We start from the raw sequence: 11,830 nt of genomic DNA on the forward strand, positions 1-11,830 counted from the left end.
TTCAGTCAAAACAAACTAATGAACCAAAAGGGAGTAACAAAATGAACCTTAAGAAACTGCTTGCGTCCGGAGTTGCCGCCGCCATCCTTTCAGTTGGTGTCGCCAGTGCCGAAGAGGTCAAGATCGGTATCGCGGCTGAACCTTATCCACCATTCGCTTCGCTTGACAGCTCAGGCAACTGGGTTGGATGGGAGATCGATGTTATCAATGCCGTCTGTGCAGCTGCCGAACTGGACTGTGTTATAACGCCTGTAGCCTGGGACGGTATCATCCCATCGCTGACCGGGCAGCAAATCGACGCCATCATGGCCTCTATGTCGATCACCGAGGAGCGGCTGAAAACCATTGATTTCAGCGATCCTTACTACAACACACCCGCTGTAATCGTTGCGGACAAATCGATGGATATCGAAGCGACACCGGAGTCGCTGGCGGGTAAAGTTGTTGGCATTCAGGCTTCGACCATCCACCAGGCCTATGCGCAGGAATATTTCAAGGATGCTGAACTGCGGGTTTATCAGACACAGGATGAGGCCAATCAGGACCTGTTCGCAGGCCGTATTGATGCAACTCAAGCAGACAGCATCGCCATGGCCGACTTTGTAAACTCGGATGCGGGCGCTTGCTGTGAAATTAAAGGCGCCGTTGCAGATGATCCCGCTATTCTGGGACGCGGCGTTGGGGCTGGCGTGCGCAAAGGGCAAGATGACCTGCGTGAGGCGCTGAACAAAGGCATCGCCGCAATTCTTGCCGATGGCACGCACGAGAAGATCACGTCGAACTATTTCTCGGCCAGCATTTACTAAGCCGCTGCTGTGAACGGACTGTTGGATTCACTTGGATTGGCGCAGAGCGCAGAGCTTTTGTCGCTCTCGCCGCCGGGATGGGGGGCCAATCTGCTGCGCGGATTGTCCCACTCATTGCAGATCGCTTTCGGCGCTTATGCCCTCGGTCTCGTGATCGGATTGTTCGGAGCTTATGGCAAACTCTATGGCGGGAAGGTCACGCGCGATCTTCTCGCCATCTACACGACGGTGATCCGGGCTGTGCCCGAGCTGGTCCTGATACTGATCCTGTATTACGTGGGATCTGACATCATAAACAAAATCTCCGCCGCAATGGGCGGGGGTCGGGTTGAGGTCAGTGGTGTTGGCGCAGGCATATGGGTGCTGGGTGTTGTCCAGGGTGCTTACGCGACCGAGATTTTGCGCGGCGCAATTCAGGCGGTTCCGCCCGGTCAGATCGAAGCCGCCAAATCCTACGGTATGCCCGCCTTTATGACCATGCGCCGCGTGACAATCCCGGCCATGATGAGCTTCGCCGTGCCAGGTCTTGCCAACCTGTGGCTGATTGCAACCAAAGATACCGCGTTGCTCGCTGTTGTGGGATTTAATGAACTGACACTGGAAACCCGCCAGGCTGCAAGCAGCACACGCGCCTATTTTACTTTCTTTCTGGCAGCGGGATTTCTTTATCTCATGGTAACGCTGTGTTCGGGCGGCATCTTCGCTCGGATTGAGAAATGGGCGCGTCGCGGCCAACCCTCCCTTAAAGGAGGGGGCAGATGATTGATTTCAGATCGTTGATGCAACCACATCGCATTGTGATGATGCTGATATTCGCTGGAATCGTTGTCTGGTGCGCCGTCTCTCTTCAGTGGGACTGGATCCCGAAATATGCGCCGCTCGCCCTTCAGGGCATTTGGACGACAATCTGGCTGTTGGTGGTCACCGTAGTTTTGGGTTTCCTACTCGCCGTTCCACTTGGATTGGCACAGGCGGTTGGGCCTTGGTATCTTGCCGCCCCGGCCAAGGCATTTTGCACTATCATCCGCGGCACACCGCTGCTGCTGCAACTCTGGTTATTGTATTATGGGCTTGGGTCTTTGTTTCCGCAGTTCCCTTGGATACGCTCTTCCGAGTTGTGGCCCTATTTGCGGCAGGCCTGGCCTTATGCAGTACTGGCGCTGACGTTGTCCTATGCCGGCTACGAAGGAGAGGTGATGCGCGGTGCCTTCAAAGGGGTCGCCAAGGGTCAGCTTGAGGCAGCCAAGGCATTTGGCATGCCACGTTTCACCATGTTTCGCCGTATCTGGTTGCCGCAGGCTATCCGCAACGTCCTGCCGACATTGGGCGGTGAAACCATATTGCAACTCAAAGCAACTCCATTGGTTGCGACGATCACTGTCGTCGACATTTACGCCGTGTCTTCACGTGTGCGCTCCGACACTTTCATTATTTACGAGCCGCTCATCCTGTTGGCCGTATTCTATATTCTCGTCGCGGGCGTGATCGCATTTGGTTTCCACTGGCTGGAAGTAAAGGTTCTTGGGACTGGAAACCGCAATGGCGGTACCAGTTAGTATCGCCAGCAGCGGAGGGGATCCATGTGCTGCGTCAGCTCCGACCAGTGCTTTGAGTTCATAGCAATCTGAGCTGCAACTTGCATTCAGCTTGGCTGAGTACTGATGGTCGATATCAATATCAGGCCCTACTGGAATGGTGCACAATTATATCTCTGCGCACCAATCCCGGCCGGTTCCGTTCACAGCTCTACAACAACTTTCCCGACCGCCGCTCCGTTTGTCAGGTGCTCATAGGCTGCATCGACATTGGTCCACCCAAACCTCTGTTCGTCAACAATTGGTTTGAGTTGGCCCGCGTCCGCCATTTCCGCCAGAGTTTTCAGGATGTCACCATGGGATTGACGCCCGACATCATGCATCATCGGGATCAGCATGAAGACGACGTGCAGAGACAGACCTTTGAAATGCACAGGTGTCAGATCAATCTCGACCATCGCGACGGTTGAGGCGACTTGGCCATTGAGCTTGGCCGCTTTGAACGAGTTCGTCATGTTAGGCCCAGCCACGCTATCAAACACCACATCGAAGCCCACGCCATCAGTGTGTTCGGCCACGTAGTCCTCGACCTTTTGGGTTGTGAAATCCAACGGGCGCGCACCGAGACCCTCGATCAGGGCTAACTGATCTGCTCCGCGACCTGTTGCCGAAACGGTTGCGCCAAAGTGGCGCGCAACTTGAACGGCAACATGACCAACGCCACCGGCACCGCCTTGAACCAGAACGGTCTGCCCTTCGCCGACACCGGCGCGGGTCAATCCTTCGTAGGCGGTGATGCCTACGAGAGGCAGCGCCGCGGCCTCTCGCATGCTCAGCGTCTTGGGTTTGTGTGCAATCAGGCGGGCATCCGCATTGATGTACTCGGCTAGCGAACCAGGGAGGTCCATCAAACCACCGGCGCAGCCATACACCTCATCGCCTATGGAAAAACCTATAACACCTTCGCCAACGGCTGTGATTGTGCCAGCAAAATCCATGCCAAGGACCGCGGGCAAATTGGGGGACAGAGGTAGATCCGCGCCCATGCTTCGGATCATTGTATCGACGGTATTGACGCTGGCCGCGGCCACTTTGACGACTACATGCCCAGACGTTGCGACCGGGTCAGGCATTTCTACAAGCTCGAACGGTGCATCGGGTCCGTAGGCGTTCAGAACCATTGCTTTCATTGGGATATTCCTTTTTTAGCGAAGTGTCAGGCGCGGCTTTGAACAGCGCACGCCTGACGTGATCATTGTGTTGGAGGACGGATCAGTTGATATCCTGAACCTGCATAACCAGATCGCCCCACTTGCGCTGGTTTTCGATGTCGTGTTCCAGACCCTGTTCATCCGCGATGGTGAACCGTTTGACCGCCGGGGTTTTGCTTGTGGCCTGATACAGCCAATAGGCTTCGGCCTTCAGCGCTTCATCAATTGGTTTGTCAATGGATTCATAGACCATCTGCTTGCAGGCATTGATCGACTCTGCCGGGAATTTTGCGATCCGCTCGGCGAGCGCTGTCACATACGGGCCAATCTCATCTGGCTCCAAAGCCTTGTTTATGGTGCCCAGACGTTCTGCATCATCCGCATCGTAGTCTTGTGCGCTCAGGATGATCTCAAGCGCTTTTCCAAGGCCGGTTTGACGTGCCATGCGCGAAGCACCGCCGCCGCAAGGCAGGATGCCCATTCCAACTTCCATCTGCATGAACTTGTACTTACCCCGCGCCGCAAATCGCATGTCGAGCGCCAACGCCAACTCGTGTCCGCCACCACGTGCGAACCCTTCCAGCTTTGCGATGGTGGCTTGTGGCACCTTGCTGATCCGCTCGCAGACCGATTGAAGGTCCAAAAGCTGTGCGTCCTCGCGGGATACGGCCTCAGTCGACATATCCTTGAGCAGCTCGGTATCGTAGTGGCAGACCCAGATTTCCGGGTTGGCGGATTGAAAGATCACGACCTTGGTTTCGCGGTCTCGCTCTAGCCGCATGGCCAGACTGTTGAGGTCGGCCAGCATTTCCTGGCCTTGCACGTTTACGGTGCCAAAGTTGAATGTGACTGTTGCGATGCCGTTTTCAACAGCAACGTCAAAGGTTTGAAAGCTCTCATATTTCATCAGACAGTCCTTTCTTGGGCCTCGACGCGGCACGCGCGAGGGGTAAGGGAGGTTAAAGTTGGAAGCGCGTCTGGATTTAGCGCAGCGCGGGTCAGTTGGTCTGGTTAATCAAACCTCTGATCGAGTTCATGACGTCGGCAACATGTGCTTTGTCCAGTGCTGCGGCATGTGGATTCGCGAAGGCACCGCTGTCATTGTCAAAATAGGCACCTGACGCATCAGCGAACCGATCACCCAATGCTGCGTCAATCAGGATATCAGCGCCGATGTTCATATCGTTCCCGGCTAGGCCGAATCCTTCTTTCACCATCTTTGAGGCCAACAGCGATCCCGGATTTACCGCGACCATGACGGGTGCATCGGACAGAGATTTGGCCCATTCCCGGGTCCAGATGGTGATCGCCAGCTTGCTTTGCGCATAAGCCTCCATATCAGCCAGCGGTACACTGCCCTCCAGTGCATTTATATTCACCGGGGCCTGCGCTGCCGATGACAGGTTCACGACGCGCCCGTCGGCGGGAATGATGGGCATCAGCAATTCTGTGAGCAAATAGGGTGCGAGTGTGTTGACGACAAAGCGGATGTCCTGCCCATTCGCAAGCACGGTTTGCGGAGCTTTCAGCACACCTGCATTGTTGATCAACACGTCCAGTTTGTCATGTTTGGCCTTTACGCTTTCAGCCAGTTCTCGCACTGCGGACAGATCGCTCAGATCAGCGGTATAAGCTTCGACATCGCCGCCGACTTCGGAGGCCGCGCTGTCCAATTTGGAGGTACTGCGTCCATGCAGAAGTACTTTGTGTCCATCGGCGGCCAGCTTCTTTGCCGTGAGCAAACCAATGCCGTCGGTTGAACCTGTAATGAGTATAGTCTTGGTCATTGATCTGATCCTTTAGGAAAAGTCGGGCAGTACGGTATCCGCCAGGTGTTCGAGCGTTGTATCGATGGGCGCTTGATTGAACCGTAGGTTCAGTGCAACGTGATTGACCCCAAGCGTTTCTATTTCACGTAAATAGCTACGCAGGAAATCGGTGCCAGACTGAAACCCAAGATGGATCGGGCGCGGTGGTGCGGCGTGATCGGCAACGACATCGATATACAGGGATTGCATGACAGGCTTGTCTGGCTGGCCGGCTTCATTCCCGCGCCTCCGATAGTGCGCTATAACCTGCCTTTGGGCAGTCGCATTGCGCGGATAGGTCATCCAACCATCGCCGTTCTGCGCCACCCAATCGGGGGATTGCTGGCTACCACCCGTAATAATCATCGGCAGGCGGGTCCCATGCGGCTTTGGCAGCAGGTCAATCCCGCCAGACAGCGTACCCTGTGCACTTTCACGCTCGGGATAGTCCAATCCAACGGCGCGGATGTAGTCAAAGCTGTCGCGGAAACGTGCCCCGCGGTCATCATAGCTCTGGTTCATAGCCGGATACTCCTCAGGCCGGTCCCCGGAGGCTACACCCAAGAGCAACCGTCCGCCCGAGAGCACGTCCGCGCTCGCCGCCGCCTTGGCTACATGAGCGGGGTGACGCAATGGCAAGATCACGCTCGCCGTTCCAAGGGCAATTCGGTCCGTCACCGCAGCAAGCGCACCCAGATAGACAAATGGATCGAAAATCTGTCCTGCATCACCAAAGCTTGGAACGTTGAATGGCACGTCGCGCAGCCAAAGTGATGCAAACCCGAGGTTCTCCGCTTTCCGAGCCGCTTCCAGATGAGCCCGAAGCGTCGGCTCTGCACCGACTGCATATGCTTCGAGCGGCAACACAAGGCCAACGCTCAGCCGTCCCGGTCGAAATACCCGGTTATAGGCCACGTTGATTTGGGCAAAATCAGCAGGCTGCATTTTATCCAACATGTCCGGCTCTCCTTTAATAGCGCACCAAGGTGCGGCTCTCGATGCTTTTGCGAACGGTGTTGACGTTTGAATCTTCGACCATATCAAGCGCACTATGCGCGATCGACGGAGCACCTTGATTGTCATAGATGTTGAAGATCGCGACCTCATCTGGCGTCATCTTCGATTGATAAATCCATTCATGCCTGGGGTTTCCTACCAGCCCCATTATTTGCCCATTGCGGTCGGGATAGATCAGGTCCAATAAAATCCAATCAGACGGTTCAACTGATGACGGGCGAACAAAGCCCAGGGGTGCTGAGTTGATAGGATGATCCACAGGGCGCCACACATTAACAAAAGCATAGTGACCGCGCGCCCACTCCGCTGCGGCCTCGGCACCCAAAAGATCGACAAGCCGCTGTTCGGCTCCGTCCTTGCTATAGTCACTGTGGACGTTGCGCGCGGGTTTGCGCGTCGCTCCTGGGTCATCTATCCGAACCGTGTGATCAAAAACCACAACCTCGCGCGCACCTAACTTGTTCGAGAGCATTGCCGTTAGTTCCGCATCGTATGTCGGTTTCCAGACCTCGCCGGTAAAATCTTGTACCTGCGTTTCCAGCAGCGCGAACTCAACAGCATCAGACGCAAATGTAACTGTGTTGCTCGTGGTGCGGGCATCTGTCAATGCAACAGCCGTGCTGGCCAGTTCGGGCGAAATCAAATTACCAGCAATCCCGCCTGCATCTAGTTCAAAGGCTTGCCGCCAGGGCTTGTGAACGTGGTAGTTGACTGTGGCTGTCCGCGTCATCTGCGCCTCCTTCCCATGCCGAGTTGCATCCATGAAGGGGATTTAACGCTAATCTATTTGCGTATAAACTGCCCATTCATGGATTGATAATTCGGGTTTGCGATATAATGGGGCTTGATACAGACGCGCTGAGATTGTTTGTAGCGGCGGCAGAAAGGCTGAACATCAGTGCGGCGGGGCGCGCTTTGGGCATGGCTCCAGCTGTCTCGAGCGCAAAGCTTGCCAAGTTGGAGCAAAGCCTGGGATCCGAACTGTTACATCGCACAACGCGCAAGGTGTCGCTGTCTGTTGAAGGTGCCGATTTCCTGCCCTTCGCCCGAGAGATTATTGCGCAGGAAGAGGCGGCACTTACGGCGTTGGGCAAACAAACAGCGACCATCCGCGGTACATTGCGCTTCGCTGCACCCAGCACCTTTGCTCAGCTCTACATTGCTCCAATCCTGCCGAAATTTCTTCAACAGCACCCCGATCTGACGCTCGATTTGCGCCTGTCGGATGTGCAGTTCGATCTTATCGAGGGGAGTTACGACCTTGCACTAAGAAATGCGCCGCTTGTCGACACAAGCCTGAAAGGCCGAAAATTGGCTGATGACCGACGCATACTGTGCGCCGCGCCGCACTATCTTGACACATACGGCACACCCAAAACACCTGCCGATCTGAAAAGCCACCACCTGATCGCTTTCCAAAATCGCCAACTGCGCACGCTAACGGGTCAGGCAGGTGAGAAAGCCGCATTTGACCCAGCGGTGGCTAAGGGTCAATTGATCATAGACGACGGCCAAAGCCAGGTCTGCGCCACTCTGGCCGGCGCCGGAATATCCCTGAACGCACTGTGGAGCGTGTATGATCACCTGAAATCGGGCCGGTTGTTGCAAATTCTGCCAGACTTTGAGGCTACGGAAGACAATGTTCTATGGCTTATCTATCCCAAGTCCAACGTATTATCCCCCAAAGTTCGGGTATTCATGGATTTTCTGATCGCAGAGATTGGCTCAAATCCACCTTGGGAAACATGACCCCAATATTGGTCAAGCGCGCTTTAAGACATCACGGCGCCAGTTTGGAGAAATGCACGAGGCGGACACGCCTTTTACAATTGCAATAGCCTGATCTGTTCCGCGATTTATGTGTTCCCGTGAACGCGGCCATCGCTCCCGTAGCGAGTGGCTAGTTCGACAGGCTGCATCGCAGCATCTAAACGGTTTATCCAAGGCCGGTTCCGGTCGTTCTTGTGTGAATCCAAAAGAGGGTTTCAAGACCTTAGTCGATCCAGCCGAAGCCGCGAGTGCAGGAAAGGTGTTTCTTATTCGCCCGCAGCGACGGCCTCGCCTGTCGAGAATAGCGCGGCAAGCATCGCCTCACTTCCAGCCAGAGCGCCCTTGCGCACGGTCGCAAGAACAAGTTTCCGAGCCGACGATTGTGGAAGACAAATACTTTTGACGTCGTCAGACCGATACCGCAAAACATCGGGGACAGGCAGAAGCGTAAAACCCAACCCTGCCGAAACACATTCCATAATCGCTTCAAGGTTATCAAGGACAATGGTTTCGGAACCCTTTGGTCTTTTGTGCTTAAGCATCTCTCCAGCAATGAGTTTTCCGATCCCGGTGTCGGGCATAAAGTGAAAGAAGGGCTGCGCATTCAATAAACCCGCGAGGCCGTCTTTCAGCAATTTCTTATGGGCTGCAAAGGCAAAGGGTTCCTCTCGAAGCACCTTTTCCGCAAGCGTGTCGGGAACACCTTCTGCATCGGTAAGAAGGGCGGCATCAAGCTGACCGCTTACAACCTTTTCTTGTAGAACCTTGGACAGGCCGGTTTCGAATGAGAAGGTCGCTTGCGGTGTTTGACGTTTTGCGTTGTTCAGGAAGTTCGGCAGCAAGCGAACGGCAGCAGTTGTGACAAATCCTATTCGGAAATGCCCGACAAGCGTGTCCGTCGGGCGACAGATTTTGAGAAGGCTGTCTTCGTGCTGCAGGAGCGGGATCGTTGCCTCGACGACGCTCCGGCCGATTGGCGTAAGTCGCGGTGGTCGTACGGTGCGGTCAAAGAGGTCGACGCCAAGCTCCGCCTCAAGCGCCTTCATCTGCATTGAAAGTGCAGACAATGTCATGTTTTGCTGCTCGGCCGCTTTCGCAAAGGAGCCGACATTCGAGACCCGTATGAGGGTTCTGAGAGAACGTGTCTGCATAAGTTAAGGTATATTGGATTAGATATCCAATTTTATTCGATTGTGTTGTATTACTGCAAGCGTATTCTGTTAAGAAACAGAGACGAGGGACACGCATGCCGCATCCGCTTGTGAACGTTGCGAAAGAACTGGCCCCAGAATTTGAGAAACGTGCCGCAGATTGGGACAGATCGCGCAGGTATTGCTGGCAGAATGTTGGCGAATTGGCCGATGCTGGCATCATGGGTATGACCATTGCAAAGAAATATGGTGGGCAGGGCGCGAGTTTTCTGGATGTCACCATGGTGGTGGAAGAGATCGCAAAAACCTGCACCCTGACCGCCCGCATCGTTGTCGAGGGCAACATGGGCGGCATCAGTGCGGTCATGGGGTACGGCAATGACGAGCAGAAGGCTTTCTGTGCTCAGCATGTCCTGGCAGGAGATAAGCCTGCGATCTGCATAACCGAACCTGACTCGGGAAGTGCCGCGACCGATATGCAGACTACCGCGCGGAAACAGGGTCGCACATACATCCTCAACGGGTCCAAGCATTGGATCACTGGTGGAGGGGTCTCGAAGCTGTACCTGATCTTTGCCCGCGTGCTCGATGAGGCAGGCGTCGATCAGGGGATTGGCGGTTTCATTCTGTTTGCCGACCCGATGTCAGGAGATACGCCCAAGGGGTTCACCGTGGTGGGTCGCGAATACACGATGGGCCTTTGCGGTATGCCCGAAGCAGAATTGCGGTTCGAAAATGTCGAGATCAACGAGAAATGGCTGGTCAAACCGCCTTCAGGATTGAAGCGTGGCTTTGCCGACCTGATGAACGCTTACAATTCGCAACGCGTCGGTGCGGGAGCAGTTGCTATGGGTGTTGCGGCAGGGGCACTTGAACATGCAAAACGCTACCTCGTTCAACGTGAACAGTTCGGGCGCCCGCTTGCAGAATTCCAGGGGCTTCAATGGATGCTGGCCGATATGGACACGCAAGTTCATGCAGCCAGGCTGCTGCTCCAAGAAGCGGCACGATCGCGTGGCCCAAACGGCAGTCAGTATCCCGATATGACCATGGCCGCCCGCGCCAAGCTTTTTGCGTCCGAGATGGCTATTAAGGTGGTCAGCGATGCGCTGCAGATGTTCGGCGCGCGCGGCTACAGCGATCGTGAACCTCTGGAGCGGATGTATCGCGATGTGCGCATGTTCACTATCGGCGGCGGGACCGCACAGATTCTCCGGACCCAAATCGCCGGAAATATTCTAGGCATTAAAACACCACAGACGCGGGACGGATACACGCGCCTTGCCGACATGGAGCGTTACGCGGCTGAATAGAAGACCCTATAAAAATTGAAAAAGGACTTTCGGGCCGCCGACTTTCTTGTGCCGCAGCCCTACGCGGCTGCGTGCCGTCACGCCTTCGGCATGCTCGGCCGACGGTTTTTTCGCGTTAATCTAGTTGCCTATTTAGCCAACTTAGCTGCGCAAGAAAGGCGCTGCATTCATGCGCCAGAGAAGTTTGCGTCCGAGCCAGCGAAACAAATGCAATTTTACGCTGCGTAAAATGGCGGGGCTATTTTTCGACAATCGTAAACTTCCTAAATGAGATTTGCCTAGGCAGGCAAGTTTAGCGTGTACGCCAAGCAATTACTTCGATTCCCGAAAGGAAAGCTGCGATGAAAAAGTTCATTTTTGTTGCTCTCATCGGTCTTACCGCATGCACTCAGTACCCGATGCAGAAGCCACTGATGGTTGACGGAACCAGGAATGCGACCTTCTACACAGATGAGGCTGAATGCCGATTGATGGCCGCGAGTTTCAATCCCGGGCAGCGTAAAATGGATGCTACGTTCGGCGCTATTGATGGCGCGGTCACTGGTTGGGTTGTTGGCGAGAAGGAAGATGTCATCGGAGGTGCGATCGCAGGTGGCATAGTCGGATCTGTGCGCGGCCAGTACAATGACGAAATGGCGCGGCGTCATGTGCTTGTGAACTGCATGCAGGTGCGTGGTCACGGAGTGGTGGGCTAGTAATGGCTGCAGATTACTCAGTGGTTTATCGAAAGGGGCCTTGGCCGTGACTCAGAAAAGGGTCCGAACAGAGTTCGTAATTTGGGGCAAACTCTGACCAGAGAAGGAGTGCTCTGATGCCGAATAAACGTTTCAGTTGTAACAGATAAAGAAACCGGCCTGATTGGGTGGGTGAACTGTGTCGCGCAGATCTTCCGAAGACGCGTCTCGATTGCCTTGCATTTTGGCGCATCGAATTGACATATCCCACCCAGAAGCGCGCTTCTTTCAGGCTACAGGTAATCAACTTCCGCATGTTGAGCACCGATGAGCAAAGTGCTTTGCAATGCCGAAACTACGTAAAAGGCCGTCCCCAAAATGCGCCAACTCTGACAAACCATTCCAGACATGGACCGGCAGCGACCGTTGGCCCGCTTGCGTGAAAGCTAGAAAATCGAACGACGATCTGATGATTTAAAGTCAGCCATCTGACGTGGTTTGCTTATTGCTGCGTACAAGGGTGATGCGATTCCAGATAACAGTGA

Annotated in this window: 12 protein-coding genes; 6 read left to right on the forward strand and 6 right to left on the reverse strand. The window is 54.7% G+C overall.

The genetic code is table 11. The annotated features are described in order from the left end of the window. Nucleotides 1–41: 41 nt before the first annotated feature. From ACR0NE_RS02555 to ACR0NE_RS02565, 3 genes are read left to right on the forward strand one after another with little or no spacing between them, the layout of a single operon-like run. Nucleotides 42–806: a transporter substrate-binding domain-containing protein gene (locus tag ACR0NE_RS02555; RefSeq protein ID WP_170394204.1), complete on the forward strand. Its 765-nt coding sequence runs from the start codon at nt 42–44 to the stop codon at nt 804–806. Between the two features lie 9 nt (nt 807–815). Further along, nucleotides 816–1,568, forward strand: coding sequence for an ABC transporter permease (locus ACR0NE_RS02560; RefSeq protein ID WP_170423024.1), 753 nt, complete (start codon nt 816–818; stop codon nt 1,566–1,568). Further along, nucleotides 1,565–2,362 carry an ABC transporter permease gene (locus ACR0NE_RS02565; RefSeq protein ID WP_170407528.1) on the forward strand — a complete coding sequence of 266 codons (798 nt, stop codon included), beginning with the start codon at nt 1,565–1,567 and terminating at the stop codon, nt 2,360–2,362. Before ACR0NE_RS02560 ends, ACR0NE_RS02565 begins: the two co-directional genes overlap by 4 nt. A 182-nt stretch (nt 2,363–2,544) precedes the next feature. On the opposite strand, the gene ACR0NE_RS02570 is transcribed toward ACR0NE_RS02565, so the two are convergent. The 5 genes from ACR0NE_RS02570 to ACR0NE_RS02590 all read right to left on the reverse strand — a co-directional run bounded on the left by ACR0NE_RS02570 (nt 2,545) and on the right by ACR0NE_RS02590 (nt 7,107). Further along, on the reverse strand, nt 2,545–3,531 hold the full coding sequence (locus tag ACR0NE_RS02570) for a zinc-dependent alcohol dehydrogenase family protein (protein WP_170596291.1): 987 nt from the start codon (nt 3,529–3,531) through the stop codon (nt 2,545–2,547). A gap of 82 nt (nt 3,532–3,613) precedes the next feature. Then, nucleotides 3,614–4,459 carry an enoyl-CoA hydratase/isomerase family protein gene (locus ACR0NE_RS02575; protein WP_170596288.1) on the reverse strand — a complete coding sequence of 282 codons (846 nt, stop codon included), beginning with the start codon at nt 4,457–4,459 and terminating at the stop codon, nt 3,614–3,616. A 91-nt stretch (nt 4,460–4,550) separates the two neighbouring features. Then, nucleotides 4,551–5,339, reverse strand: a complete 789-nt coding sequence (locus tag ACR0NE_RS02580) for an SDR family NAD(P)-dependent oxidoreductase (protein ID WP_170596286.1) — start codon at nt 5,337–5,339, stop codon at nt 4,551–4,553. 12 nt (nt 5,340–5,351) lie between these two features. Next, nucleotides 5,352–6,317, reverse strand: a complete 966-nt coding sequence (locus ACR0NE_RS02585; protein WP_170596284.1) for an LLM class oxidoreductase — start codon at nt 6,315–6,317, stop codon at nt 5,352–5,354. A 13-nt stretch (nt 6,318–6,330) separates the two neighbouring features. Beyond that, complete coding sequence (locus ACR0NE_RS02590) at nt 6,331–7,107, reverse strand: CmcJ/NvfI family oxidoreductase (protein WP_170596282.1); 777 nt, start codon at nt 7,105–7,107, stop codon at nt 6,331–6,333. A 107-nt stretch (nt 7,108–7,214) separates the two neighbouring features. Between ACR0NE_RS02590 and ACR0NE_RS02595 the strand changes: the two genes are divergently transcribed. Further along, complete coding sequence (locus ACR0NE_RS02595; RefSeq protein ID WP_170596280.1) at nt 7,215–8,126, forward strand: LysR family transcriptional regulator; 912 nt, start codon at nt 7,215–7,217, stop codon at nt 8,124–8,126. Between the two features lie 287 nt (nt 8,127–8,413). On the opposite strand, the gene ACR0NE_RS02600 is transcribed toward ACR0NE_RS02595, so the two are convergent. Continuing rightward, the gene (locus ACR0NE_RS02600; RefSeq protein ID WP_170596278.1) at nt 8,414–9,298 is read right to left on the reverse strand and encodes a LysR family transcriptional regulator; all 885 of its coding nucleotides are present in this window, start codon (nt 9,296–9,298) and stop codon (nt 8,414–8,416) included. A 95-nt stretch (nt 9,299–9,393) separates the two neighbouring features. Between ACR0NE_RS02600 and acdA the strand changes: the two genes are divergently transcribed. Together acdA and ACR0NE_RS02610 are read left to right on the forward strand one after the other, a co-directional pair. Next, complete coding sequence (gene acdA, locus ACR0NE_RS02605; protein WP_170561667.1) at nt 9,394–10,611, forward strand: 3-sulfinopropanoyl-CoA desulfinase; 1,218 nt, start codon at nt 9,394–9,396, stop codon at nt 10,609–10,611. Nucleotides 10,612–10,952: 341 nt separating this feature from the next. Next, nucleotides 10,953–11,306 carry a hypothetical protein gene (locus ACR0NE_RS02610; RefSeq protein ID WP_170509429.1) on the forward strand — a complete coding sequence of 118 codons (354 nt, stop codon included), beginning with the start codon at nt 10,953–10,955 and terminating at the stop codon, nt 11,304–11,306. The last annotated feature ends 524 nt before the right edge of the window (nt 11,307–11,830 follow it).

Source organism: Ruegeria sp. C9 (assembly GCF_056537585.1).